Origin of the sequence: Streptomyces sp. NPDC003038, assembly GCF_040611115.1 — a bacterium.
In the GTDB taxonomy this organism is placed as follows: domain Bacteria; phylum Actinomycetota; class Actinomycetes; order Streptomycetales; family Streptomycetaceae; genus Streptomyces.
Map to the genome: position 1 here is coordinate 99,460 of NZ_JBEXNN010000013.1, position 26,119 is coordinate 125,578.

Here is a 26,119-nt window from a genome sequence, read left to right on the forward strand (position 1 = left end):
GCCCACTCTCGTGTACCGGCTCGCTACGGCCTGCGCGCCGAGGTCACGCGGTAGACGTCGTAGACGCCCTCCACGCCCCGAACCGCCTTCAGGACGTGCCCCAGGTGCTTCGGGTCGCCCATCTCGAAGGTGAACCGCGAGGTGGCCACCCGGTCGCGGGAGGTCTGCACGGCCGCCGAGAGGATGTTCACGTGCTGGTCCGACAGGACCCGGGTGACGTCGGACAGCAGCCGGGACCGGTCCAGTGCCTCGACCTGGATCGCGACGAGGAAGACCGAGGACTGGGTGGGCGCCCACTCGACCGCCAGCATCCGCTCGGGCTGCTGGGAGAGCGAGTCCACGTTGACGCAGTCCGCGCGGTGAACCGATACGCCGCTGCCCCGGGTGACGAATCCGATGATCGGGTCGCCCGGTACCGGGGTGCAGCAGCGGGCCAGCTTGATCCACACGTCGTCGACGCCCTTGACGACCACGCCCGGGTCCGCGTTGCTGCGCCGCTTGCGGCCGCGGGCCGGCGGGATGGTCTCCTCCATGTCCTCGTTGGCCGCGTCCTCGCCGCCGAGGGCCTGCACCAGCTTCTGTACGACGCCCTGCGCGGCCACATGGCCCTCGCCGATCGCCGCGTACAGGGAGGAGATGTCCGGGTAGCGCATCTCGTGCGCGAGGGTGACGAGGGAGTCGCCGGTCAGGATGCGCTGGATCGGCAGGTTCTGCTTGCGCATGGCCCGCGCGATGGCGTCCTTGCCGTGCTCGATGGCCTCGTCGCGGCGCTCCTTGGAGAACCAGGCGCGGATCTTGTTGCGCGCCCGGGGCGACTTGACGAAGCCCAGCCAGTCGCGGGACGGGCCTGCGCCCTCGGCCTTGGAGGTGAAGACCTCGACCAGGTCGCCGTTGTCGAGCGTGGACTCCAGCGGGACGAGGCGGCCGTTGACCCTGGCCCCTATCGTCCGGTGGCCGACCTCGGTGTGCACGGCGTACGCGAAGTCCACGGGCGTGGCGCCGGCGGGCAGCGCTATCACGTCGCCCTTCGGCGTGAAGACGAAGACCTCGTTGCGCGAGAGGTCGAAGCGCAGCGAGTCGAGGAACTCGCCCGGGTCCTCGGTCTCCTTCTGCCAGTCCAGCAGCTGGCGCAGCCAGGCCATGTCGTTGACGGTGTCCTGGCCGGCGGTGCCCTTGGCGGCCTGCGGGACGTCGGTGCGGACCTTGGAGGTGCCGGCGACGGTCTGCTGCTTGTACTTCCAGTGCGCGGCGATGCCGTATTCGGCGCGGCGGTGCATGTCGAAGGTGCGGATCTGCAGTTCGACCGGCTTGCCGCTGGGCCCGATGACCGTCGTGTGGAGCGACTGGTACATGTTGAACTTGGGCATCGCGATGTAGTCCTTGAACCGGCCGGGGACCGGATTCCACCGCGCGTGCACCGTGCCCAGGGCCGCGTAGCAGTCGCGGACGGTGTCGACGAGGACGCGAATGCCCACCAGGTCGTAGATCTCCGCGAAGTCGCGGCCGCGGACGATCATCTTCTGGTAGACGCTGTAGTAGTGCTTGGGCCTGCCGGTGACGGTGGCCTTGATCCGGGCGGCCCGCAGGTCGGCCTGGACCTCGTCGGTGACGACCGCGAGGTACTCGTCGCGCTTGGGCGCCCTTTCGGCCACCAGGCGCACGATCTCGTCGTACATCTTCGGGTACAGGATCGCGAAGGCGAGGTCTTCGAGCTCCCACTTGATGGTGTTCATGCCCAGCCGGTGCGCCAGCGGGGCATAGATCTCAAGGGTCTCGCGGGCCTTCTTCTCCTGCTTCTCCCGCTTGAGGTACCGCATGGTGCGCATGTTGTGCAGCCGGTCGGCGAGCTTGATGACCAGGACGCGCGGGTCCTTGGCCATCGCCACGACCATCTTGCGTACGGTCTCGGCCTGCGCGGCCTCGCCGAACTTGACCCGGTCGAGCTTGGTGACGCCGTCGACGAGCAGGGCCACCGCGTCGCCGAAGTCCCGGCGCAGGTCCTCCAGCCCGTACTCGGTGTCCTCGACGGTGTCGTGCAGCAGACCGGCCATGAGCGTGGCCGGGTCCATGCCGAGCTCGGCGAGGATGGTGGTCACCGCGAGCGGGTGGGTGATGTAAGGGTCGCCGCTCTTGCGCTTCTGGCCTCGGTGCCAGCGCTCGGCGACCTGATAGGCCTGTTCGAGCTGGCGCAGTGTCGCCGTCTCGATCTTCGGGTCGTTGCTGCGGACTATGCGGAGCAGGGGCTCCAGTACCGGGTTGTACGCATTGGTGCGCTGGACGCCGAGGCGGGCGAGACGGGCGCGCACGCGGTTCGAGGACCCGGCCGACTTCGCCGGCGCGGGCTTGACCGGCGGAGCCGGCGGGGGCGTGGCGGCGGGCGCCGCGGCCTGCTCGGCCTGCGGGTCGGGCTGCGCGGCGGAGAGTGGCTGGACCTCGTCTGGCAAGAGCGCTCCTCTGGGGGTCCCCCCGGACGGAGTCGGGGGAGGATCCGGTGCCCCGGTCAGGTCCGGATAACCCATGGTAGCGAGGGTTCCCGCTCGCCGTTCCCCGTGGCCCTCCCCAACCCTCCGCAGCCCAGGGGGCCTGCGGCGTACGAGGCACACCACCCGGCCCCGCCGGGGTCCGAGGCGCACCACCCAGCTCCGCCGGAGGCCCCTCCGAGCGGTAGCCGGGGCAGTTCGAGGCGCGGGTCCGGGGCGGAGCCCCGGCAGCGGCGCCGCACGCGAAAGCGGCGGGCGCCCGGGGAAGACCCGGACACCCGCCGCTTCGGCAAGGAAAGTCAGACCACGATCAGCGCGTCCAGCGGAGCCCCCGCCAGCGCACCGGCCAGCCGCAGGCGCCCCGGCAGGAACGACAGCTCCATCAGGACCGCCACCCCCGCGACCTCCGCGCCGGCCCGCCGGATCAACTGCAGCGACGCCTCCGCCGTGCCACCGGTCGCCAGCACGTCGTCGATGACCATGACCCGGTCACCCGCCGACAGATCCTCGGCGTGGACCTCGATCTCGGCGGTGCCGTACTCCAGGTCGTAGACCTGTCCGAGGGTCGCCCCCGGCAGCTTCCCGGCCTTGCGCACCGGTACGAAGCCGATTCCCGCCTGGACGGCCACGGGAGCCGCCAGGATGAACCCGCGGGCCTCCAGTCCGACGATCTTCGTCGCGCCGTACCGCCCGGCCAGTTCCACCAGCGCGTCCGTCAGCGCCGCGAACGCCTTGGGATCGGCGAGCAGGGGGGTGATGTCCTTGAACATCACGCCCGGCTTCGGGTAGTCCGGTACGTCCTTGATCCGGCCGAGCAGCAGCTCGTGCACGTCGGACGGGAGGGCGGTCACCGGCGCCGCCCTGCCCGGCCCTGCGCCAGAGCCTGCGGCTCGTCGTTGCCGTCACCGTCGGAGGAGGACTCGGAGCCCTCGTCCTCGGACCCGCCCTTCGCCGCCGCGGCCGCCCGCTTGGCGAGCACCCGCTTCTTCAGCGCCTTCATCGCCGGCTCGCGCTCCTTGAGGTCCACGACCAGCGGGGTCGCGATGAAGATCGAGGAGTACGCACCGGCCGCGAGGCCGACGAAGAGCGACAGCGAGATGTCGTTCAGCATGCCCGCGCCCAGGAAGCCGCCGCCGATGAACAGCAGGGCACCGACCGGAAGCAGCGCCACGATCGTGGTGTTGATCGAGCGGACCAGGGTGCCGTTGATGCTGCGGTTGGCGATCTCGCTGTACGTGTAGCGGGTCTGCTTGGCGATGTCCTTCGAGCCCTCCTTCAGCCCGTCGAAGACGACGACGGTGTCGTAGAGGGAGTAACCGAGGATCGTCAGCAACCCGATGACCGTGCCCGGGGTGACCTCGAAGCCGACGAGCGCGTAGATGCCGACGGTGATGGTGAGGTCGTGGACCAGGGCGATCAGCGCGGCGACGGCCATCCGCCACTCGAAGGCGATGGCGAGGTAGATCACCACGAGGAGCATGAAGATGCCGAGGCCGGTCCAGGCCTTGTTGGCGATCTGGGAGCCCCAGCTGGGGCCGACCAGGTCCGCGTTGATGTCGGCCTCGGTGACCTTGAGGTCGGCGGCGAGCTGCTTCTTCACTCCGGTCGCGGAGTCGGTGTCCAGACCGGAGATCTGGATCCGCATGCCGCCGGTGCCGAGCTCCTGGACGATCGCGTCGTGGCCGGAGGCCTTCTCCGCGTCCTCCGTCACCTGGGCGACGGAGACGGCCGTCTTCGGGGTGGTGAAGACGGCACCGCCCTTGAACTCGATGCCCATGTTGAGGCCCTGAACGGCCAGGGCGACGATCGCCGTGATGGTGATCAGGATGGAAACGCCGTACCAGAGGAAGCGCTTGCCGACGAAGTCGTAGCCGACCTCACCGCGGTACAGCTTGGCGCCGAGATCTCCCAGCTTCGACATCTCTCACGCCTCCTTTACGTCGACGGGGGCGGGGACGGCACCGGTACGACGGGCCCGGCGCAGCGGCGGCTTGGCGCCGAGCCGCTTCGGGTCCAGCCCGGACCACGGGTGGCCGCTGGAGAAGAACTTCGTACGCGCGAACAGCGTCATGACGGGCTTGGTGAAGAGGAACACCACGACCACGTCGAGCAGGGTGGTCAGACCCAGCGTGAAGGCGAAGCCCTGCACCTTGCCGACGGTGACGATGAACAGCACCGCGGCCGCCAGGAACGACACGAAGTCGGAGACCAGGATGGTGCGCCGGGCACGCGGCCAGGCGCGCTCGACGGCCGGACGCAGGGTGCGGCCCTCGCGGATCTCGTCCCGGATGCGTTCGAAGTACACGATGAACGAGTCCGCGGTGATACCGATGGCCACGATCGCACCGCAGACGGCGGGCAGGTTCAGCGCGAAGCCGATGCCCTTTCCGAGCAGCGCCATGATCGTGTAGGTGAGGATCGCGGACACCAGGAGGCTGACGATGGCGATGAACGCCAGGCCGCGGTAGTACACCAGCAGGTAGATGACCACGAGGATCAGGCCGATGGCACCGGCGATCAGGCCGGCCTTCAGCTGTTCGCCGCCGAGCGCGGCGGTGACGGTGGTGACGCTGTCCTCGCTGAAGGAGAGCGGCAGGGCGCCGTACGACAGCATGTTGCCCAGGTCCTGAGCGGACTGCTGGGTGAAGCCGCCGGTGATCTCGGCGTTGCCGCCGGTCAGCGCCTGGCTCACGGAGGGGTCGGAGATGACCTCGCCGTCGAGCACGATCGCGAACTGGTTCTGCGGCATCTGCTTGGTCGCCAGCTCACCGGTGATCTTGGCGAACTTGTCGGCGCCCTTGTCGGTGAACTGCATCGTGACGATCCAGATGCCGCGCTGGGGGTCGATGACTCCCTTGGCGTCCTTCACGTCCTGGCCGTTGACCTGGGCCGGGCCGAGTACCCACTTGCCCCAGGTGTCGCCGCGCTTGCCGCAGGCGATCATCGGCTCCTCGGGCTTGGCGCCCTTGCCGGCGGCGGCGCGCTGCGCCTCGTCGTTGCAGTCCAGCGCGGCGAACTTCGCCTGCAGATCCGCGGCGGCGGCCTCGTCGCCCGAAGGCGTCGCGGACGGGGACGGAGCCTTGTTGTCGTCTGCCTTCTTCGACTCGCTCGCCGAGGGCGAGGGAGTGGGGGCGTTCGGGGCCCTGAGGGCCTCGCTGAGCGCACGGCCCTGGGAAGTGGCGCTGGACGACGGGGTGGCCGAGGGACTGGACTTGTTGCCGTCCTCGGCCTTCGGTGCGCCGGAGCCGCTCGCCGAGGGGCTCGGGCTCTGGGTGCCCTCGGGGGCGACCGGGGCGCCGTCCGCGAAGGCGATGACCGGGCGGAAGTACAGCTGGGCGGTGGTACCGACCTGCTCGCGCGCCTGCTGCTCGTTCGTCCCCTTGGGGATGTTCACGATGATGTGGTCGCGGCCCTGCGTCTGCACCTCGGCCTCCGACACTCCGAGACCGTTGACGCGGCGCTCGATGATGCCGACCGCCGTGTTCATGTTGGTCTCGTTGATCGCGTCCGGCTTGCCGGGCTCGCTCTTGGCCTTGAGCGTGATGCTCGTACCGCCGGCGAGGTCGATGCCGAGCCGGGGAGTCGTCTGCTTGGAGAGGAACATCCCCGCGGTGAGCGCCACCATCGCGATCAGGATGATCGCCAGGGCGCGCCCCGGCCTCCCCTGAGCCCCCGTGGGCCGCCGGCCCTTCTTCGGTGCTGCCACCTTGTCGTTTCTCCCTGTCCAACCGCCCCGCGCCGGGTCAGCGCGCGGACGGCCACGAATGTGTGGTGGGGACCCCTGCCCCCCCGCGGAAGTGTCACTGACGGGGACCGCGGCGGCCGCCGGTCAGGCGCCCTCGCGGCCCCCGGCCGCGCGCTACTTCGCGCCGGCCTCGCCGTCGGTCTTGCCGTCCTTGGGCTCATCGGCCTTGGGCTCGCCGGCCTGGGGCTCGTCCTTCTTGCCCAGGTCGAGCTTGGGAGCCTCGGCCGTGTCCGAGTCCTTGGCGAGGACCGTCTTGGGGCCCTCGGTCAGCGAGGACGCGTCGTCCGGGACGACCGGCGTGTCGCCGACCGGCTCGTCGCTGATGCCGTGGACGATGCGGTTGTACTCCGCGTCCTCGAGCACCGCGCCGATGGAGTTCTTCGCGTAGATCGCGTGGACGCCGGGGGCCACCTCAAGGGTGACGGTGTCGTCGCCGATCTCCTTCACCGTGGCGTACATGCCGCCGATGGTGCGGACGCCGGTACCGGGCGTCATCTGGTCGCGCATCTGCGCGGCCGCCTGCTGCTTCTTCTTGGCCGAGCGGGTCATCAGGACCATCGCCCCGATGAGCACGACGAACGGCAGGAAGGTCACGAGACTGTTCACGGGACGAAGATCCTTCGCACGACCGCATGGGAAGGCGGCCTATTTCTACGGGGGTGGGCATACCGACCCGAAGGGTCGGCATCGGCGGAGTCTAGGCGAGTCCGCACCGATGGAACAACGCCCAGCATGGCACCGCAGTTCCTGAGGGGGCGAACCTCCGCGCCGTCAGGCTCCGAACAAGCCCGGTTGTCCGCTTGATCCACTGATCGATCCACTGGCGCCGTGCTGCGGCGGTACGAGGCCCAGGTGGGCCCACGCGGCAGGCGTGGCCACCCGTCCCCTCGGCGTACGAGCGAGCAGCCCCTCACGGACCAGGAAGGGCTCCGCGACCTCTTCCACGGTCTCCCGCTCCTCGCCGACGGCCACGGCGAGGGTCGACAGCCCGACGGGGCCGCCGCCGAACAGCTTGAGCAGCGCCTCCAGCACGGCCCGGTCCAGCCGGTCGAGTCCGCGGGCGTCCACCTCGTACACCTGGAGCGCGGTACGGGCCACCTCGCGGTTGATCACTCCGTCCACCTTGACCTGGGCGTAGTCGCGGACGCGGCGCAGCAGGCGGTTGGCGATGCGCGGGGTGCCGCGCGAACGCCCGGCGATCTCGGCGGCGCCGGCGGTGTCGATCTCCACGTCGAGGAGGCGGGCGGAGCGGTGCAGGACGCGCTCCAGCTCCTCGGGGGCGTAGAACTCCATGTGTCCGGTGAAGCCGAAGCGGTCGCGCAGGGGCGGTGGCAGCAGTCCGGCCCGCGTGGTGGCCCCGACCAGGGTGAACGGCGGCAGCTCCAGCGGGATCGCGGTGGCCCCCGGTCCCTTGCCGACGATCACGTCGACGCGGAAGTCCTCCATGGCCATGTACAGCATCTCCTCGGCGGGCCGGGACATGCGGTGGATCTCGTCGAGGAAGAGGACCTCTCCCTCCTGGAGGGAGGAGAGGATGGCGGCCAGGTCGCCGGCGTGCTGGATGGCGGGGCCGGAGGTGATGCGGATGGGCGCGCCCATCTCGGCCGCGATGATCATCGACAGCGTGGTCTTGCCGAGGCCGGGCGCACCGGAGAGCAGGACGTGGTCGGCGGTGGCGCCGCGCTGGCGGGCCGCCTTGAGGACGAGGTCCAGCTGCTGGCGGACCTTTTCCTGACCGACGAACTCCCCGAGGTCCTTGGGCCGCAGCGCCGCCTCGACGGCGGTGTCCTCCCCGTCCGCGGCGGCGGCGACGATGCGGGCCTCGTCCTCGGCGGTGGTCTCGTCGTCCCAGTTCACGGTGTCAGTCTGCCTTCTCGGTTGGTGCGGTGGTCGTGGTCCGGCCCGGGTGCCCCCGCGGGCCGCCCTACTGGGCTTCGCCCCGGACCCGCGCCTCACCCGCGAGGCTTGCCCTGCCCCGTCGGCGGTCCGAGCCCGCGAGGCCGGCGTCAGCCGCACGCGGCCCCGTAGGCGGGTGCGGCACGGCTGTCACGGGGGCAGGGCCCCCGGCGGCGGCGCCGCGGGCCGGCGGGCTCAGCGGGTGCGGTTCAGGGTCTGGAGGGCCGCCCGCAGGAGCTGCGGCACGGGGGCCGAGCCCCCGGCGGCGATGGCCGCCTCGGCCTGCGGGGTCACCGCCGAGACGGCTTCGTCGGCCTCCCGGGACGCGTAGCCGAGCCCGATCAGCGCGGCCTGGAGCTGCTCGGTCCACGGCGCGGGGCCGGCCGCGACGGCCCGCTGCGCCCCCACCAGTCCACTCGCGCCCAGCGGAGCCCCCAGCCTGTCCTTCAGCTCCAGCAGCAGCTTCTGGGCGCCCTTCTTGCCGATGCCCGGCACCGCCGTCAGCGCCTTCTCGTCCCCCGTGGACACCGCCAGCCGCAGCGCGTCCGGCCGGTGCACCGCCAGCATCGCCTGCGCCAGCCTCGGCCCGACCCCGCTCGCCGTCTGCAGCAGCTCGAAGACCTGCCGCTCGTCGTCGTCGGCGAAGCCGTAGAGCGTCAGGGAGTCCTCCCGGACGACGAGCGAGGTCGCGAGCCTCGCCTGCTCGCCCGTCCGCAGGCTCGCGATGGTGGCCGGCGTGCACTGCACGGCCATGCCCACTCCCCCGACCTCGATGACGGCGAGGGTGGGGGCGAGCGCGGCGACTGGGCCGCTGACGAAGGCGATCATCGGGTACGGCCTTTCGAGGCGTGCAGGGCGACCGCCCGCTGGAGGCGGTTCTGGGCGGGGGCCCGCCAGATGTGGCAGATGGCGAGGGCGAGGGCGTCGGCGGCGTCGGCGGGCCTGGGCGGCTCGGCCAGCCGCAGGAGCCGGGTGACCATGGCCCCGACCTGCGCCTTGTCGGCCCGGCCGGTGCCGGTGACGGCGGCCTTGACCTCGCTCGGGGTGTGCAGGGCGACCGGTATCCCGCGGCGCGCGGCGCACAGCATGGCGACGGCACTGGCCTGGGCGGTGCCCATCACGGTGCTGACGTTGTGCTGGCTGAAGACCCGCTCCACGGCGACGACTTCGGGCCGGTGCGTGTCGAGCCATTCCTCGATGCCCTGCTCGATGGCGACGAGCCGGTGGCCCAACTCGGCGTCCGCGGGCGTCCGTACGACCCCCACTGCGAGCATGGTCAGGGGACGGCCGGCGACTCCCTCGACCACGCCGACACCGCACCGCGTCAGCCCGGGGTCCACACCCAGTACGCGCACCGCACCCACCCCTGCCTTCGATCACCTGTCCGTGCGCAGGCTATCCGGCCCCACTGACAAAGCGACGGGCCGACAGGGTGTGTCCTGTCGGCCCGCCGAAAACAGCAACCATCAACTGAGCAACCACAGCGGCGGACAACCACATCCGCGAGAGCGGCCGGGGGCACCTCCGAGGGGGTCCCCCCGGACGGAGTCTGGGGGAGGTAGCTGGGGGAGGTTTAGCCGCAAAAAAGGGGCTCAGGCGTCGACCTTCTCCATGACCTCGTCCGACACGTCGAAGTTGGCGAAGACGTTCTGCACGTCGTCGCTGTCCTCCAGTGCGTCGATGAGCTTGAAGATCTTGCGCGCGCCCTCTTCGTCGAGCTCGACCTGCATCGAGGGGACGAAGCTGGCCTCGGCCGAGTCGTAGTCGATGCCGGCGTCCTGGAGCGCGGTGCGGACCGCGACCAGGTCCGTGGCCTCGCTGACGATCTCGAAGGTGTCGCCGTTGTCGTTGACCTCTTCGGCGCCGGCCTCGAGCACCGCGCCGAGCACGTCGTCCTCGGACAGTTCGCTCTTGGGCAGGATGATGACGCCCTTGCGGTTGAACAGGTACGAGACCGAGCCCGGGTCGGCCATGGAGCCGCCGTTGCGGGTCATGGCGACGCGCACGTCCGAGGCGGCACGGTTGCGGTTGTCGGTGAGGCACTCGATGAGCACCGCGACACCGTTCGGACCGTAGCCCTCGTACATGATCGTCTCGTAGTCGGCGCCGCCGGCCTCGAGGCCACCGCCGCGCTTGACCGCGGAGTCGATGTTCTTGTTCGGCACCGAGCTCTTCTTGGCCTTCTGAACGGCGTCGAAGAGCGTCGGGTTGCCGTCGATGTCAGCGCCGCCCATCCGGGCCGCGACCTCGATGTTCTTGATCAGCTTCGCGAAGAGCTTGCCGCGCTTGGCATCGATCACGGCCTTCTTGTGCTTCGTCGTAGCCCATTTAGAGTGGCCGGACATCCGCCTGTCTCCTTCGCGTCACCAACAGTGTTCGTCACCGATCCTACCGGGACCTGATTACAGCCCCGCGCGCACCATGTCGACGAAGTACGCGTGGACGCGGTCGTCGCCGGTCAGTTCGGGGTGGAACGAGGTCGCGAGGACGTTGCCCTGCCGCACGGCGACCGTGTGGCCGTCGTACGTGGCGAGCACCTCCACGGCGGCGCCGACGGATTCGACCCACGGGGCCCGGATGAAGACGCCTTCGACCGGGCCGCCCGCTACGCCCGCGAAGTCGATCTGCGCCTCGAAGGACTCGTTCTGGCGGCCGAAGGCGTTGCGGCGGACGATCATGTCGATGCCGCCCAGCGTCTCCTGGTCGTCACGGCCTTCCAGCAGCTTGTCGGCGAGCATGATCATGCCGGCGCAGGTGCCGTACACCGGCATGCCGGCCCGCACGCGCTCGCGCAGCGGCTCCAGCATGCCGAACAGCACGGCGAGCTTCGACATCGTCGTGGACTCGCCGCCGGGGATCACCAGGGCGTCGACCTCGGCGAGCTCCTCGGGACGCCGGACCGGCCTGGCCACGGCGTCCGCCGCGGCCAGGGCGATCAGGTGCTCCCGTACGTCGCCCTGGAGAGCCAGGACACCGATCACGGGGGTGTTGGTCATGACCGGTTACCAGCCGCGGTTGGCGTAGCGCTCGGACTCGGGGAGGGTGTCGCAGTTGATGCCGACCATGGCCTCGCCCAGGTTGCGGGAGGCGTCCGCGATGATCTTCGGGTCGTCGTAGAAGGTGGTGGCCTTCACGATGGCGGCGGCGCGCTTGGCCGGGTCGCCCGACTTGAAGATGCCGGAGCCGACGAAGACGCCCTCGGCGCCGAGCTGGCGCATCAGCGCGGCGTCGGCCGGGGTGGCGACGCCACCGGCGGAGAACAGCACGACCGGGAGCTTGCCGAGCTCGGCGACTTCCTTGACCAGCTCGTACGGCGCGCGCAGCTCCTTGGCGGCGGCGAACAGCTCGTTGTTGTCGTAGCCGCGCAGGCGGGCGATCTCGTTCTTGATCTGGCGCAGGTGGCGGACGGCCTCGACGACGTTGCCGGTGCCGGCCTCGCCCTTGGAGCGGATCATGGCCGCGCCCTCGGCGATGCGGCGCAGGGCCTCGCCCAGGTTGGTGGCGCCACAGACGAAGGGGGTGGTGAACGCCCACTTGTCGGAGTGGTTGACCTCGTCGGCCGGGGTCAGGACCTCGGACTCGTCGATGTAGTCGACGCCGAGGGACTGCAGGACCTGGGCCTCGACGAAGTGCCCGATGCGGGACTTGGCCATGACCGGGATCGAGACGGCCTCGATGATCTCTTCGATCATGTTCGGGTCGGACATGCGGGCGACCCCGCCGTCCTTGCGGATGTCGGCCGGGACCCGCTCCAGGGCCATGACGGCCACGGCGCCGGCGTCTTCGGCGATCTTCGCCTGCTCGGCGTTGACGACGTCCATGATCACGCCGCCCTTGAGCTGCTCGGCCATGCCGCGCTTGACGCGCGAGGTGCCGATCGCCGAAGACTCGGAGGACTGCGGGGTGGAGGGAAGCGTGCTCACGGATTGACCTCACTCGAAAGGAAGACTGGTACGCGGGGGTACCGGGTCACACGGGTGGTACTCGACTGAGGAAACCCTCCGCGACCAGTCCACTGCAAGGGCCAATGTGGAGCCAGTGGCTCTTCCACTTGTCCCCTGCGGCCCTGGCAGGACCTAGACGGGCCGCTCGGCGAGATCCACCGGAGGCTCGTCGTCCATTTCGAACGCGAGCGGGAAGGGCGCGTGCCCCGCCAGCCGGAACCAGCGGACCTTGCGGTGCTTGCGCAGGGCGCGGGCGGCCCGCACGGAGTCGTTGTGGAACCGCCGCGCCATGGGCACCCGGCGGACGGCCGCCGCCAGGTCCTCCGTCGCCTCGGCCCCGCCCGGAGCCGCCTTGAGCACATCGACCTGGTGGGCGTCCGCGAACACCGCCCGCAACGCCTGGCTCAGCTCGCTCTCCGCCACCTCCCGCTGCTCCTCCTCGGCCTGCCGGGCGGCGTGCGCGGCCTCGTACAGCACCAGGGACGACGCGGGGTCGAGCACCCCAGAGGTGGCCACCTCCAGCACTACGGACGCCCGCCGCACCAGCTGCGCGTCCAGTGCGGCCCGCGCGGCGTCCATCCGCGAATGCAGCCGGTCCAGCCGACCGGCGGTCCAGCTGAGGTAGACCCCGATGACACCGAGAGCCAGGGCGATCCAGACAAGGGTTTCGATCACGGGCGGCGACACTACCCTTTGGGGCCCACCCCTTGCGCGCCCCGGCCCCGGAGGGCCACTTCGGCCGTCAGTCCGACGTGTCCCGCGAGAAGCCCAGGCGGGTGCGGAGCGGGACGCGTTCGTCGGCGGCCACCGCCGTGGCGCCGTCCGTCACCGTTTCGTAGACCGCCAGGATGTCCGCTCCGACCGTGGACCAGTCGAAGCGGCGGACGTGGGCCGAACCGCGGGTGCTCAGGGCCGCGCGGCGGGCCGGGTCGCGCAGCAGGGCGATGGCGCCCGACGCCAGGGAGGCGGCGTCCTCGTTCGTGAAGAGTTCGCCCGCGCTGCCCTGGTCCAGGACCTGCGCGAAGGCGTCCAGGTCGGAGGCCAGGACCGCCGCGCCCGCCGACAGGGCCTCGACGAGGATGATGCCGAAGCTCTCGCCGCCGGTGTTCGGGGCGACGTACACGTCGACGCTGCGCAGCAGCCGCGCTTTGTCCTCGTCCGAGATCATGCCGAGGAATTCGACCCGCGGGCGGAGCTCCGCGGGCAGCGAGGCCACCGCCTCCTCCTCGTCACCGCGGCCCGCGACCAGCAGGCGTACGTCCGGACAGGCCTCCACGATCTCGGGGAAGGCCGACATCAGCACGGGCAGGCCCTTGCGCGGCTCGTCGATGCGGCCGATGAAGCCCAGCGTCTGGCCGGTCCACTCGGGCTTCGGCTCGGCGGAGGCGAAGAAGCCCACGTCGACGCCGTTCGGGATCACCACCGCGTCGCCGCCCAGGTGCTCCACCAGTGTGCGCCGCGCGTACTCGCTCACCGCGATCCGCGCGCTGATCTTCTCCAGCGCCGGCTGCAGGATCGGGTACGCCGCGATCATCGCCCGCGAGCGCGGGTTCGAGGTGTGGAAGGTCGCCACGATCGGCCCCTGCGCCGCCCAGCAGGACAGCAGCCCCAGTGAGGGCGAGGCCGGCTCGTGGATGTGGATCACGTCGAAGGTGCCGTCGTGGAGCCAGCGCCGCACCCGGGCCGCCGACAGGAAGCCGAAGTTCAGCCGGGCCACCGACCCGTTGTACGGCACCGGCACCGCCCGTCCCGCCGAGACCACGTACGGCGGCAGCGGGGTCTCGTCGTCCGCCGGGGCCAGTACCGACACCTGGTGGCCGAGGCGGATCAGGTGTTCCGCCAGGTCCCTGATGTGGAACTGGACGCCGCCGGGGACGTCCCACGAGTACGGGCACACGATGCCGATCTTCACTACGCGCGCTCCTCCAGGTCGTCCAGCCACAGCCGCTGCAGCATGTGCCAGTCCTCCGGGTGCTCGGCGATCCCCCAGGCAAAGGCGTCCGCCATCGCCTGCGTCATGACGGAGGTCTTCTCGGTCCGGGTCCCCGTCCTGGGCACCTGCACCTCGGGGTGGATGCGGCCGTACATCTTGGGCGTGTCGCCGTAGTACAGGGTCGCCGGGAGCAGCACCGCGCCCGTGTGCTGTGCCAGCAGCGCCGGCCCGGCCGGCATGCGCGCGGTCGAACCGAAGAAGTCCACTTCCACCCCGGAGGCCGAGAGGTCACGGTCCGCGACCAGACAGACCATGCCGCCGGAGCGGAGCCGGCGGGCGAGGGTCCCGAAGGCGGCGCCGCCGGTGTGCGGCAGCACCTCCATGCCCAGGCTCTCGCGGTAGGCCACGAAGCGGTCGTAGAGGCTCTCGGGCTTGAGCCGCTCGGCGACCGTGGTGAACGGGACGCCGATGTGGCCGACGGCCCAGGCCCCGCCGAGGTCCCAGTTCGCCAGGTGCGGCAGGGCGACGACGACCCCGCGCCCGGAGGCGAGGGCCTCGCGCAGGATGTGGTCGTCCTTCATCTCGACGTCCGTGCCGAACCGCTTCGGGTCCATGGCCGGCAGGCGGAAGGATTCCATCCAGTACCGCATGTAGGAGCGCATGCCCGCCCGCGACAGCTCGCGCAGCCGCTCCGGCCCGGCGTCGGGCACCACCCGCGCCAGATTCGACTCCAGCCGCAGCACGCTCTTGCCGCGCCGCTTCCACGCGAAGTCCGCGATCCGGCGGCCGAGGGCCACCGCGGCCGGCTCCGGCAGCTTCTTCACTCCGGCCCAGCCCAGCCCGTACAGGCCGTCGACCAGCTTGTCCCGCGCGGCGCCCATCAGGCCGCGCCGCCCTCGGCGGCGGCCGCGTCGGCCTCGGCCGACTCACGGCGTACGGTGACCACCCGCTGGATCAGCGTGACGAGCGAGCCCGCCGCCACGACCCACAGCGCGATCGGCAGCAGCATCCCGATCCAGGCCGGCACCCCGAAGGTCTCCAGCCCGGACAGACCGGCCGCGACCAGCGAGATCACCAGCCGCTCGGCCCGTTCGACGAGCCCGTTGACGGCCACCGGAAGGCCGATCGACTCGCCGCGCGCCTTCGTGTACGAGACCACCTGGCCGCTGGCCAGGCAGAAGATCGCGACCGCGCACAGCGCGTTGTCGTTCCCGGAGCCCGCGTACCAGAGCGCGAGGCCGCCGAAGATCGCCGCGTCGGCCACCCGGTCGAGCGTCGAGTCCAGGAAGGCCCCCCACCGGCTGGAGACGCCGGCCTGGCGGGCCATGTTCCCGTCCACGAGGTCGGAGAAGACGAACAGGGTGATGGTGATCGTGCCCCAGAAGAACTCTCCGCGGGGGAAGAAGACAAGCGCTCCCGCGACCACTCCGGCCGTGCCGATCAGGGTCACGGCGTCCGGGCTCACCCCCCGCCGGAGCAGAAAAGCGGCGAATGGCGTGAGAACACGCGTGAAGAATGCACGCGCGTACTTGTTCAGCATGGCCTTCCCGGAGGGTCGCTGGGCCGCACGGCCACCACGGCCACCGGCTGGCCCATCGTAGCCAGCGCGCCGCCTCCCGGACGCCGCGCACCCACCGGTTCGTGGCGCGCAAGACGTTCTTCGCCCCACAGACCGGTCCCGGCCACCGCCGCGGGCGGCCCCGGTACGACGTATGGACGTGGTGTGACACCGGTGCAAAGCTCGAAGAACCCCGTTTCCCGCTTCCAAGGAAACCTCCACCACCGGGAGGCACGAGCATCATGGGAGCCACATCACACCAAGCCGGGGCCGCCGGCAGGGCACTGACGGCCGACCGACCGTCCTCCGTACGGAACGTCGTGCTGGTCGGCCACAGCGGTTCCGGCAAGACCACGCTGGTCGAAGCCCTGGCCCTGACCGCCGGAGCGGTCAACCGGGCCGGCCGGGTCGAGGACGGCGCCACCCTCTCGGACTACGACGAGATCGAACACCGGCGACAGCGCTCCGTCCAGCTCTCCCTCGTCCCCGTCGAATGGGACGGAATCAAGATCAACATCTTGGACACCCCCGGATACGCCGACTTCGTCGGAGAACTCAGAGCCGGTCTGCGCGCCGCGGACGCGGCTCTCTTCGTCGTCTCCGCCTCTGACGGCATCGACGGAGCGACCCGCATGGTCTGGGACGAGTGCGAGGCCGTCGGCATGCCCCGCGCCATCGTCGTCACGCACCTGGAGGCCGCCCGCGCCGACTACGCCCAGATGACAGAAGTCTGCGGCGAGATCTTCGGCGCCGACGACCCCGACGCGGTCATCCCGCTCTACCTGCCCCTGTACGGACCCGCCGGCCCCGACGGGCACTCCCCCGTCACCGGCCTCCTGGGCCTGCTCTCCCAGCGCGTCTACGAGTACACCTCCGGGCAGCGCACCGAGCGGGACCCGGACCCCGCCGAGCTCGCCCTCATCACCGACGCCCGCTCCCGCCTCATCGAGGGCATCATCGCCGAGAGCGAGGACGAGGGGCTGATGGACCGCTACCTCGGCGGCGAGGACATCGACATGAAGACCCTCGTCGACGACCTGGAGCGCGCCGTCGCCCGCGGCACCTTCCACCCCGTCCTGATGGCCGCCCCCGCCGCCGAAGGCGCCCGCCAGGGCCTGGGCACCCTGGAACTCCTCGAACTGATCACCGGCGGCTTCCCCACCCCCCTGGAGCGCGCCCCCGTCCCCGTCACGGCACCCGACGGCTCCCCCCGTCCCGCCGTCACCTGTGATCCCGACGGCCCCCTCGTCGCCGAGGTCGTCAAGACCTCGTCCGACCCGTACGTGGGCCGCGTCTCCCTCGTCCGCGTCTTCTCCGGCACCCTGCGCCCCGAGGACACCGTCCACGTATCCGGCCACGGTCCTGCGGACCGGGTCCACGAGGGCCGCGCCCTCCACGAGGAAGACGAACGGATCGGCGCCCTCACCTCCCCCTTCGGCAAACACCAGCGCACCCTGGACCGGTGCATCGCCGGCGACCTCGCCTGCGTGGCCAAGCTCAGCCGCGCCGAGACCGGCGACACCCTCTCCGCCAAGGAGAATCCGCTCCTCATGGAGCCCTGGAGCATGCCCGAACCGCTGCTGCCCCTCGCCATCGAGGCCCACAGCAAGGCCGACGAGGACAAGCTCTCCCAGGGCCTGGCCCGGCTCGTCGCCGAGGACCCCACCATGCGGCTGGAGCAGAACCCGCACACCCACCAGGTCGTCCTGTGGTGCCTCGGCGAGGCCCACCAGGACGTGGCCCTGGAGCGCCTGCGCACCCGCTACGGCGTCCAGGTCGACCCGGTCCCGCACCGGGTGAGCCTGCGCGAGACCTTCGGCGCCAGGGCCGCCGGCCGCGGCCGCCACGTCAAGCAGTCCGGCGGCCACGGCCAGTTCGCCATCTGCGAGATCGAGGTCGAACCGCTGCCGCCCGGCAGCGGCATCGAGTTCGTCGACAAGGTCGTCGGCGGCGCCGTGCCCCGCCAGTTCATCCCGTCCGTCGAGAAGGGCGTACGCACCCAGGCCGCCCGCGGAGTCGCGGCCGGCTACCCCCTCGTCGACATCCGCGTCACCCTCCTCGACGGAAAGGCGCACTCGGTGGACTCCTCCGACGCCGCCTTCCAGACCGCCGGCGCCCTCGCCCTGCGCGAAGCCGCCTCGGACGCCCTCATCCACCTCCTCGAACCGGTCGCCGAGCTCGCCGTCATCGTCCCCGACGAGTACGTCGGGCCCGTGATGAACGATCTCGCCGGCCGCCGCGGCCGCGTCGTCGGCACCGAACAGGCCACCACCGGGCGCACCCGGGTCCGCGCCGAGATCCCGGAGATCGAGATCGGCCGCTACGCCATCGAGCTGCGCTCCGTCTCGCACGGCACGGGCCGCTTCGCCCGGGCCTACGCCCGCCACGAGCCCATGCCGCCCCAGATCGCGGACAAGGTGCGAGAACGGACTGAGAAGGGAACCTAGTTGATGTAGCCCTTTGCGGCCGCCCACCCAACCCGGTTGCGGTGGGCGGCATTTCCCTGTCCCATGACCATGGGGCGGGCTCCGCCGATAGGCTCATCGGCGCGACGAAGAGCACGAACGCACGACGCACGGCAATGGGGGCAGCGGTGGCGGATGACGGATTCGACTTCAGGCCCGGGGCGCAGATTCCTCTCCAGGGCGGCGGGGGCCAGACGGCGGCGACCAACGCCCTCGCCTCCGCCGCGTACCGCGACGGCGGTCGGGACACCGACCTGGAATCCATACTCAAGGCCAACAGCGAGCACCACCCCGCCACGGTCAAGCCCCCGAAGATCTCCCTCTTCCGAGCCAACCTCGGCGAGGCCTTCTGCCGCGCCGTCGAGGTCCGGACGCTGGGATCCGCCCGCAAACCGCTCATCCAGTCCTTCGGCGCCGACCCCCAGACCGTCGTCGAGCACTGCCTGTCCGCCTCCCGCGTCCGCAAGGAGCGCGACCGCAAGCTCCGCCTGATCATGCTGGTGTGCGGCGTGCTGTTCATGCCCGGGCTGCTGCTGTGGCTGGGCCTGTTCCAGCTCCGCCAGAGCCTGTCCTCCGACAAGAAGGGCGCACGCGGTTCCTGGATCGGCACCGCGCTCCTGGTCGGCGTCGCCCTCGTGGTGGCGGTCCTCATGTTCCGGCTGCCGTTCACCGGGTTCCTGGGCCTGTACCTGCGCGCCATGATCGTCGCGCCGGCCCTGGGCTGGCTCCTCGCCCGCCGGCTCTGCGAGGCCACCGCCGCCGACCTGCGCTCCCGCTGGGACGGGCTGCTCTCCGGCGACGGCGTCCCGGCCAAGATCCCGGAGGCCGTCCCCGGCAACCCCGACGAGAAGGCCCGCGAGGACCTGCGCCACCAGCTCGCCAAACTCACCGCGGAGGACCGCAGCAACTCCGTCTTCTACGCCGGCGCCAAGGGCATACTCGGCATGGGCACCCGCTGGGGCAGCTGGCAGATGGCCGAGGAGCTCACCCCCACGACCGAGGGCTCCGACATCCACCCCTTCCGCAGCTGGGACGTCATACGCGCGATCGACGCCCAGCTCCGCAAACTGGAACGCGGCCCCCTGCACACCGGCGGCTTCCCGCCCGCCGCCATCCAGCACTGGATCGTCACCCCGATCGGCGAAGGAGCCGCCGAGGTGGCCCGCCCCACCGGCGAGAACATCGACACCTTCCTGATCAAGCCGCACGAGATCACCCGGATCTGCAACGAGCAGCAGTTCAGCGCCGGCAACCGGCACTACCTGGGCATCCAGTACCCGCTCTGGGACGGCCAGCTCGTCATCACCATGCTGGTCACCGTCACCGTGCTCTACAAGACGCTGCGGGTCGACGTCACCGCACACGCCCTGGGACCCGTACACGCGCTGTTCACCACGAAGCCCGTGCAGCCGACGGTCGAGGTGCCCAAGAGCATCCGCTTCTGGGAGACCGAGGAGCGCCGGCTGCCGCTGGTGGACGCCAAGGAGGTCGTACGCCTCGCCGTGCGGGCCCCGCTGACCTGGTACCCGCCGCTCCTGGACTACCTCGGCGGCAAGCTGGTCCTGCCCGAGCCCTTCGGCGTCCGGCACGTCTGGGCCGGCCCGATGTGGCGCCACCGGTTCATGGCCGATGACGCGCTGCGCACCGTGGCGCCGGTCCTGCGGGCGGTCCACGCCGCCACCTTCAAGGTCCTGGAGGAGAACGGCGTCGACACCGAGCGCTTCACCAACCGCTCCTCGATCATGAGCGGCCTCATCCAGGAACCCGCACCGCGCAAGGCGGACGTGTACGACGCCTGATCAGTCGACTCAGTCGACCGGCCAGGCGTCGGAGAGCATCTGCCGGGTGTCGGCGAGGAGTTGGGGCAGGATGCGGGTGTGCCCGACGATCGGCATGAAGTTCGTGTCCCCGCCCCAGCGGGGCACGACGTGCTGGTGCAGATGCGCGGCGATGCCGGCCCCCGCCGCGCTGCCCTGATTGAGCCCGATGTTGAAACCGTGCGCGCCCGACGCCTTGCGCAGCGCGAACATGGCGCGCTTGGTGAAGTCCGCGAGCTCGGCGGTCTCCGGACCGTCGAGCTCGGTGTAGTCGGCGACGTGCCGGTACGGGACCACCATGAGGTGCCCGCCGTTGTACGGGTAGAGGTTCAGCACGGCGTACACGTGCCTGCCCCGGGCCACGACCAGCCCGTCCTCGTCCGACATCTCCGGGATCCCGCAGAAGGGACAGCCGTCCCCGGCCTCCGGGCCGGTCGGCTTGTTCTCCCCCTGGATGTAGGCCATCCGGTGGGGCGTCCACAGACGCTGGAACGCGTCCTGAGTGCCCACCCCGATCTGCTGCTCCGGCTCAGTCGTCATGGAAAGCAGCATATGACCTCGCCCGCGCGGACGAGGAAGGCCCCCGGAAAGTGATCACTTTCCGGGGGCCGAAGCCCCGCGGGGCGGGGAGAAGGTGTACACGCCGCAGGCCACTAAGGGCGCCCTTGGATCACCCCCGCATCGGCGGGGAGCAGGTCACACCTGGACGCGACGCTCCACCACGTCAACGAGCTTCGCCAGCGCTGCGTCGCGCGGAACGCCGTTCTCCTGCGAACCGTCGCGGTAGCGGAAGGAGACCGTGCCTGCGGCCATGTCCTCGTCACCGACGATGATCATGAACGGGACCTTCAGCTTCTGGTGGTTGCGGATCTTCTTCTGCATCCGGTCGGAGGAGGCGTCCACCTCGACCCGCAGGCCCTTCTTCTTCGCCTCGGCGGCGAACTCCTGAAGGTACTCGACGTGCCCGTCGCCGATCGGGATGCCGACCGCCTGGACCGGGGCCAGCCACGGCGGCATGGCGCCCGCGTAGTGCTCCAGCAGCACGGCGAAGAACCGCTCGATGCTGCCGAACAGCGCCCGGTGGATCATGACCGGCCGCTGACGGGAGCCGTCCGGCGCGGTGTACTCCAGGTTGAACCGCTCCGGCAGGTTGAAGTCCAGCTGCACGGTCGACATCTGCCACGTGCGGCCGATGGCGTCCCGCGCCTGCACCGAGATCTTCGGGCCGTAGAAGGCCGCGCCGCCCGGGTCGGGGGTCAGCGGGAGCCCCTGCTTCTCGGCGACCTGCTGGAGGACCGCGGTGGCCTCTTCCCACACCTCGTCCGAGCCGACGAACTTCTCCGGGTCCTTGGTCGACAGCTCCAGATAGAAGTCGGTCAGACCGTAGTCGCGCAGCAGGTTCAGCACGAAGGTGAGCGTGCGGTCGAGCTCCTCCGCCATCTGCTCACGGGTGCAGTAGATGTGCGCGTCGTCCTGGGTGAAGCCCCGGGCGCGGGTCAGGCCGTGCACGACGCCCGACTTCTCGTACCGGTACACGGTGCCGAACTCGAAGAGACGCAGCGGCAGTTCGCGGTAGGAGCGGCCGCGCGCGTCGAAGATCAGGTTGTGCATCGGGCAGTTCATGGGCTTGAGGTAGTAGTCGGTACCACCGTCAAGCTGCATGGGGGGGTACATGCCCTCCGCGTACCAGTCCAGGTGACCGCTCTTCTCGAAGAGGGCGCCCTTGGTGGCGTGCGGGGAGTAGACGAACTCGTAGCCCTCTTCCTCGTGCTTCTTCCGCGAGTAGTCCTCCATGGTCCGGCGGATGATGCCGCCGCGCGGGTGGAAGACGGCGAGGCCGGATCCGATCTCGTCCGGGATGGAGAAGAGGTCCAGCTCGCTGCCGAGCTTGCGGTGGTCGCGCTTCTCGGCCTCGGCGAGGAAGTCGAGGTGCGCCTTCAGCTCGTCCTTCGACGGCCACGCGGTGCCGTAGATGCGCTGGAGCATCGGGTTCTTCTCGCTGCCGCGCCAGTAGGCGGCCGCGTTCCGCATGAGCTTGAAGGCCGGGATGTTGCGGGTGCTGGGCAGGTGGGGACCGCGGCAGAGGTCCGACCAGCACAGCTCGCCGGTCTTCGCGTCGAGGTTGTCGTAGATGGTCAGCTCGCTGCCGCCCACCTCGACGTTCGCACCGTCGTCGGTGGACGCGGATCCCTTGATGCCGATGAGCTCCAGCTTGTACGGCTCGTCGGCGAGCTCCTCGCGCGCCGCCTCGTCGGTGACCACGCGGCGGGCGAACTTCTGGCCCCGCTTCTGGATCTCCTGCATGCGCTTCTCGATGGCCTTGAGGTCCTCCGGGGTGAAGGGCTTCGCGACGTCGAAGTCGTAGTAGAAGCCGTTCTGGACCGGCGGGCCGATGCCCAGCTTGGCCTCGGGGAAGAGCTCCTGCACGGCCTGCGCCATGACGTGGGCGGTCGAGTGGCGCAGGATGTTGAGCCCGTCCTCGGAGGAGATCTCCACCGGCTCGACGGTCTCGCCGTCCCGCACCTCGTACGCGAGGTCCTTCAGCTCACCCGCGACGCGCGCGGCGATGACGGTGCGCTCACCGGCGAACAGCTCGGCCGCCGTAGTGCCCGTGGCCACCACGCGCTCGTCCCGCTCGGAATCGCGTTGGATGATCACACGGACGTCTGACACCGGTCTCTCCTGACTCAGGGGGTGCGCGAGCGAACACTGCGCGCCTGAATCGTACCGAGCGCAGCGGCCGCGCCGCTAAACGGTTAACGGGCGGGGGCGCCCGCACCCCCCGAGACCCTCCCGCCCGGCGGCTACGGTGGGCCCTCCGCCCGACGCCCCGAAGGGACCCGTATGCCGAGCGTGCTCGTGCGCCCGCTGGACCTCACCGACGACACGACCGCGTACGCCGTGCACCGGATCGGCCGGGCGGCGTACCGCGTGGAGGCGGAGCTGATCGGCTTCGACGGCATTCCCGCCCTGCGCGAGAGCCTCGCCGACATGCGGGCGCGCCCCCTGCGGTGGCTGGGTGCGGTGTCCGGCGACGGCGGCGGAGGCGGAGGCGGCGAGATCGCCGGTTTCGTCGCCTGGGCGGAGGAGGCCGACGGCGGTGTCTGCCTCGACCGGCTCTGCGTGGACCCGGCCTGGTTCCGCCGCGGCGTCGCCTCCCTGCTGCTGCGCCACGTACTGGCCGAGGTCCTCCCGGACCGCACCGTCGAGGTCACCACGGGCTGCGGCAACGCGCCCGCGGTGACGCTGTACGAGCGCCTGGGCTTCGTCCGCGGCGCGGACTTCTCCCCCGTACCGGGCCTGCGCATGGCCTCGTTCAGCCGACCGGGGCCCGCCTGGAGGTAGCCGGGGCCGAGGCGGGATCCGGCGGAGCATGCCGGCGGCGCGGCGCCGCCGGACCCGTCCTATTCGTCGGCCGGCAGCACGTCCCCAGGGTCGAACGCGTCGTCCAGCGACTTCATCAGGCGGTCGCGCTCCACCTCGTCCAGGGGCACCGGCGTCACCTCCGCGGCATCCGTCAGACGCCGGAACCCGCCCCGCCGCTGGAGCCGCCCGGTGACCCGGATCGGCAGCCCCACCAGGTGCGCGTGGCCCGCCACCCGGTACGCCTCCTCGTCCAGCGCGACACGGACGTACGGGATCTCCGCCCCTGCGAGCACCCGCAGCCGGACCGTGCCCCCGCCCCCCGGGGCCGAGCGCCGCATCCGTACCACCGCGCCCGCGATCCGGACCTGGACGGCCGGTTCGTCCCGGGTGTAGCGGGCCGCCGCCTCGCGGAGCACCGGCAGGTCCCCGGGGGAGAACTCCACCGGCTCCGGCCGGGCCGCGCACCCCGCCGGGACCCCCGCCGCCGGCGCCCAGGCCAGCGAGACACGGACTCCCTCCGAGCCCCTGACCAGCGCGATCAGCGCGTCGGCGAGTTCCCGGCTGACCCCGGCCCCCACCGCGGCGTCGAAGGCCTCCATGCTGCCGGTGGCCCGCCGGTAGTCCACGGCTTCGCGGGCGGCGTGCAGTGCGTGGTGGAGCCGGGTCACGGTGCCCCGCCCCCCGCCGACGGGGACGTACGCGGTGAGTCGCCGGCCGCCCGGTGACGGCCCGACCAGGACCCCGTCCAGGGAGTGTTCGGCCTGTCCGCGATGCCGGGCGCCGTAGTACCCGGCCCGTGCCCGGGCCGCCAGGGCCCCGGCCAGCAGGAGCTGCCGGGCGGCCGAGCGCAGCTGTTCCTGCACCGTCCACGCGGCCTCGCCCCGGAGCCCGTACGGCCCCTCGGGGATCGCGCGGTCCCAGCGGATCTCGTCGCTGGGCACGCTCAGGCCGTAGAGCACCTCCCGCGCCGAGGGCAGTGCGCTGCGCGAGAGCGCGGTCAGCGCCTCCTCCAGCAGGTCGGCGCAGTCGGGGAAGCTCCGGGTCTCCGGGACGAGGAGGCTGGTGCCGCTGCTGCCCGCCGGGTGGGTGGCGGGCGGTGTCCAGCGCCCGTACCGTCCGGGCGGCCCGCCCCGGCGCAGCCAGCCGTGCCGGCGCAGCAGGGCGCCCAGCACGACCGGGTCGACCTGTGCGGGATCGGGTGTGACGGAGTGCGCGTCCTGCGCGCTCTCGCCGTCCCCGTACGCCGCGTACTGCCCGTATTCCCCGTGCTCCGGGGACGGCAGCGGTTCGAGATTCGGTGAGTGCCAGTGCATCAGGGTGTCCCTCCCGACCCGACCCGGGTCATGATCTCGCACAACGCCCGGTCGTCGAAGATCCGCGTGGTCGGGATCCGTACGGTGGTCCGGCGCCGGCCGGTCACGGGGTGTCCGGCGAGATTGGTCCAGTAGCAGCAGTGCCGCAGGTCGAGCCGGTCGTGCCCGGCGGCGAGCCACTGGTCGCGCTCCCGCGGGACGAGCATCACGACGAGGATCTTGTGGACGGCGACCGGGGTGCGGGCGAGTTTCACGAGGTGCTCGTTGTCGAGGGTGAAGGCGAAAGTGGGTCCGGCCGGTCTGGGCGGTGTCTGGTAGGTCGCTTTCAGCTGCACCTTGACGGTGACTTCGTCGTCGACGAGGTGCTCGGGCGCCCCGTGGCTGACGTGCCAGTCGATGCCGTTGTCCGGAAAGGGCTGGGAGAGCGAGCAGCCGGCCGCGGCGGCGACGGCGTGCAGGTATCCCACCTGAAGGGTTTCCATACAGGCGGTGGTGGCGAGTGCGCCGCGCAGCGGTCCGGTCCGCGCGTCGCCCGGCGTACCGGTCCGCGGATCGATCTGCCCCGCCGGCACCCCGCCCGGTTCGGGCTGCGCGAGCGCCATGGCCGGCTCCCCATGCCTTCCGGGCTCTGCCGTGGGTGGGTGGGTGGGTGTGGGTGGGGTGACGACCGATCATGTGTGCGGCTCCCCAAGGAAGTTGTCTCCGTACCCGGGTGCCCGCAAACGGCGTACGGGGCAAACGGCCCGGGTATCACCGATTCGGGCAAGGGCCGCGTGTTCCGGGTGCGCCCCGATCTGCCCGCCGGGGACGAGGAGTTCGCCATGACACGCTGGTACGAGGGCCCGCTGGCCGCATTCGACACCGAGACGACCGGGGTGGACGTCGAGCAGGACCGGATCGTGTCCGCCGCGCTCGTCGTGCAGGAGTGCGCGGGTGGCCGCGTCCGCTCCACGCGCTGGCTGGTCAATCCCGGCATTCCGGTCCCCCCGGGTGCCACGGAGGTGCACGGCCTCACCGATGAACACCTTCAGCACCACGGGCGCTGGCCGGCGCCGGTGATGGAGGAGATAGCCCGGGCGCTCGGAGAGCAGCAGGTGGCGGGCCGGCCGGTGGTGGTGATGAACGCTCCGTTCGATCTGACGCTGCTGGACCGGGAGTTGCGTCGGCACCGGGCGTCGTCGCTGTCGCGATATCTGGACAACCGGCCGCTGACGGTGCTCGATCCGCGGGTGCTGGACAAGCACCTGGACCGTTACCGCAAGGGGCGGCGGACCTTGACGGACCTGTGCGCGCACTACGGGATCGAGCTGGAGGCCGCGCACGACGCGGCGGCGGACGCGCTGGCCTCGCTGGAGCTGGTGCGGGCGGTGGGGCGCCGGTTCGCGGGGCGGCTGGAGCGGCTGACACCGGCCGAACTGCACACGCTCCAGCAGGTGTGGCACGCGGCGCAGGCGCGGGGGCTGCAGGCGTGGTTCGCGCGTCAGGGGACGCCGGAGCCGGTGGATCCGCACTGGCCGCTGCGGCCGGACATGTCGACGGCGGCGTAGGACGTCCACCGGCCACCGGCCGACGTTCCGTCCCCTCGCATGCGGAAGACCGGTC

The 26,119-nt window shown here is 71.2% G+C and carries 23 protein-coding genes; 4 read left to right on the forward strand and 19 right to left on the reverse strand.

Annotation, left to right across the window (positions count from 1 at the left end):
• Positions 1 to 23: 23 nt before the first annotated feature.
• The 15 genes from ABZX75_RS18465 to pgsA all read right to left on the reverse strand — a co-directional run bounded on the left by ABZX75_RS18465 (position 24) and on the right by pgsA (position 15,538).
• A complete protein-coding gene (locus ABZX75_RS18465; protein ID WP_355411655.1) occupies positions 24 to 2,444 on the reverse strand; it encodes a bifunctional (p)ppGpp synthetase/guanosine-3',5'-bis(diphosphate) 3'-pyrophosphohydrolase in 2,421 nt (806 codons plus the stop codon).
• A gap of 335 nt (positions 2,445 to 2,779) precedes the next feature.
• Positions 2,780 to 3,331 carry an adenine phosphoribosyltransferase gene (locus ABZX75_RS18470; RefSeq protein ID WP_355411657.1) on the reverse strand — a complete coding sequence of 184 codons (552 nt, stop codon included), beginning with the start codon at positions 3,329 to 3,331 and terminating at the stop codon, positions 2,780 to 2,782.
• Positions 3,328 to 4,401, reverse strand: coding sequence for a protein translocase subunit SecF (gene secF, locus ABZX75_RS18475; protein WP_355411659.1), 1,074 nt, complete (start codon positions 4,399 to 4,401; stop codon positions 3,328 to 3,330). The genes ABZX75_RS18470 and secF overlap by 4 nt, the downstream gene beginning before the upstream one ends.
• Positions 4,402 to 4,404: 3 nt before the next feature.
• Positions 4,405 to 6,186: a protein translocase subunit SecD gene (gene secD, locus ABZX75_RS18480; RefSeq protein WP_355411661.1), complete on the reverse strand. Its 1,782-nt coding sequence runs from the start codon at positions 6,184 to 6,186 to the stop codon at positions 4,405 to 4,407.
• A gap of 153 nt (positions 6,187 to 6,339) precedes the next feature.
• Complete coding sequence (gene yajC / locus ABZX75_RS18485; RefSeq protein ID WP_355411663.1) at positions 6,340 to 6,831, reverse strand: preprotein translocase subunit YajC; 492 nt, start codon at positions 6,829 to 6,831, stop codon at positions 6,340 to 6,342.
• Between the two features lie 165 nt (positions 6,832 to 6,996).
• The gene (gene ruvB / locus ABZX75_RS18490; protein WP_355411665.1) at positions 6,997 to 8,082 is read right to left on the reverse strand and encodes a Holliday junction branch migration DNA helicase RuvB; all 1,086 of its coding nucleotides are present in this window, start codon (positions 8,080 to 8,082) and stop codon (positions 6,997 to 6,999) included.
• Between the two features lie 234 nt (positions 8,083 to 8,316).
• Positions 8,317 to 8,949: a Holliday junction branch migration protein RuvA gene (gene ruvA / locus ABZX75_RS18495; RefSeq protein ID WP_355411667.1), complete on the reverse strand. Its 633-nt coding sequence runs from the start codon at positions 8,947 to 8,949 to the stop codon at positions 8,317 to 8,319.
• Positions 8,946 to 9,476: a crossover junction endodeoxyribonuclease RuvC gene (gene ruvC, locus ABZX75_RS18500; RefSeq protein WP_355411669.1), complete on the reverse strand. Its 531-nt coding sequence runs from the start codon at positions 9,474 to 9,476 to the stop codon at positions 8,946 to 8,948. Before ruvC ends, ruvA begins: the two co-directional genes overlap by 4 nt.
• A 237-nt stretch (positions 9,477 to 9,713) precedes the next feature.
• A complete protein-coding gene (locus ABZX75_RS18505) occupies positions 9,714 to 10,466 on the reverse strand; it encodes a YebC/PmpR family DNA-binding transcriptional regulator (protein WP_355411671.1) in 753 nt (250 codons plus the stop codon).
• Positions 10,467 to 10,523: 57 nt separating this feature from the next.
• Positions 10,524 to 11,117, reverse strand: coding sequence for a pyridoxal 5'-phosphate synthase glutaminase subunit PdxT (pdxT, locus tag ABZX75_RS18510; RefSeq protein WP_355411673.1), 594 nt, complete (start codon positions 11,115 to 11,117; stop codon positions 10,524 to 10,526).
• Positions 11,118 to 11,123: 6 nt separating this feature from the next.
• The gene (gene pdxS / locus ABZX75_RS18515; protein ID WP_355411675.1) at positions 11,124 to 12,044 is read right to left on the reverse strand and encodes a pyridoxal 5'-phosphate synthase lyase subunit PdxS; all 921 of its coding nucleotides are present in this window, start codon (positions 12,042 to 12,044) and stop codon (positions 11,124 to 11,126) included.
• Between the two features lie 153 nt (positions 12,045 to 12,197).
• Complete coding sequence (locus ABZX75_RS18520) at positions 12,198 to 12,740, reverse strand: hypothetical protein (RefSeq protein WP_355411677.1); 543 nt, start codon at positions 12,738 to 12,740, stop codon at positions 12,198 to 12,200.
• Between the two features lie 67 nt (positions 12,741 to 12,807).
• Complete coding sequence (locus ABZX75_RS18525; RefSeq protein WP_355411679.1) at positions 12,808 to 13,977, reverse strand: glycosyltransferase family 4 protein; 1,170 nt, start codon at positions 13,975 to 13,977, stop codon at positions 12,808 to 12,810.
• Positions 13,977 to 14,879, reverse strand: coding sequence for a phosphatidylinositol mannoside acyltransferase (locus ABZX75_RS18530; RefSeq protein WP_355411681.1), 903 nt, complete (start codon positions 14,877 to 14,879; stop codon positions 13,977 to 13,979). The genes ABZX75_RS18525 and ABZX75_RS18530 overlap by 1 nt, the downstream gene beginning before the upstream one ends.
• Positions 14,879 to 15,538: a phosphatidylinositol phosphate synthase gene (gene pgsA / locus ABZX75_RS18535; RefSeq protein WP_355411683.1), complete on the reverse strand. Its 660-nt coding sequence runs from the start codon at positions 15,536 to 15,538 to the stop codon at positions 14,879 to 14,881. The genes ABZX75_RS18530 and pgsA overlap by 1 nt, the downstream gene beginning before the upstream one ends.
• Before the next feature lie 260 nt (positions 15,539 to 15,798).
• Between pgsA and ABZX75_RS18540 the strand changes: the two genes are divergently transcribed.
• Together ABZX75_RS18540 and ABZX75_RS18545 are read left to right on the forward strand one after the other, a co-directional pair.
• On the forward strand, positions 15,799 to 18,003 hold the full coding sequence (locus ABZX75_RS18540) for an elongation factor G-like protein EF-G2 (protein ID WP_355411685.1): 2,205 nt from the start codon (positions 15,799 to 15,801) through the stop codon (positions 18,001 to 18,003).
• A gap of 146 nt (positions 18,004 to 18,149) precedes the next feature.
• Entirely contained in the window at positions 18,150 to 19,820 is a 1,671-nt protein-coding gene (locus ABZX75_RS18545) for a hypothetical protein (protein WP_355411687.1), read from the forward strand.
• Between the two features lie 9 nt (positions 19,821 to 19,829).
• Here ABZX75_RS18545 and ABZX75_RS18550 read toward each other — a convergent pair whose 3' ends face one another.
• Together ABZX75_RS18550 and thrS are read right to left on the reverse strand one after the other, a co-directional pair.
• The gene (locus tag ABZX75_RS18550; RefSeq protein WP_355411689.1) at positions 19,830 to 20,390 is read right to left on the reverse strand and encodes an HIT domain-containing protein; all 561 of its coding nucleotides are present in this window, start codon (positions 20,388 to 20,390) and stop codon (positions 19,830 to 19,832) included.
• A gap of 144 nt (positions 20,391 to 20,534) precedes the next feature.
• The gene (thrS, locus tag ABZX75_RS18555; RefSeq protein ID WP_355411691.1) at positions 20,535 to 22,511 is read right to left on the reverse strand and encodes a threonine--tRNA ligase; all 1,977 of its coding nucleotides are present in this window, start codon (positions 22,509 to 22,511) and stop codon (positions 20,535 to 20,537) included.
• A 171-nt stretch (positions 22,512 to 22,682) separates the two neighbouring features.
• On the opposite strand from thrS, the gene ABZX75_RS18560 reads away from it, so the two are divergent.
• Complete coding sequence (locus ABZX75_RS18560; protein WP_355411693.1) at positions 22,683 to 23,183, forward strand: GNAT family N-acetyltransferase; 501 nt, start codon at positions 22,683 to 22,685, stop codon at positions 23,181 to 23,183.
• 59 nt (positions 23,184 to 23,242) lie between these two features.
• On the opposite strand, the gene ABZX75_RS18565 is transcribed toward ABZX75_RS18560, so the two are convergent.
• Positions 23,243 to 24,517: a hypothetical protein gene (locus ABZX75_RS18565; protein WP_355411695.1), complete on the reverse strand. Its 1,275-nt coding sequence runs from the start codon at positions 24,515 to 24,517 to the stop codon at positions 23,243 to 23,245.
• Positions 24,517 to 25,119 (reverse strand): DUF4365 domain-containing protein, encoded by a 603-nt coding sequence (locus ABZX75_RS18570; protein ID WP_355411697.1) that lies wholly within the window; start codon positions 25,117 to 25,119, stop codon positions 24,517 to 24,519. Before ABZX75_RS18570 ends, ABZX75_RS18565 begins: the two co-directional genes overlap by 1 nt.
• 219 nt (positions 25,120 to 25,338) lie before the next feature.
• Between ABZX75_RS18570 and ABZX75_RS18575 the strand changes: the two genes are divergently transcribed.
• Entirely contained in the window at positions 25,339 to 26,064 is a 726-nt protein-coding gene (locus ABZX75_RS18575) for a 3'-5' exonuclease (RefSeq protein WP_355411699.1), read from the forward strand.
• The last annotated feature ends 55 nt before the right edge of the window (positions 26,065 to 26,119 follow it).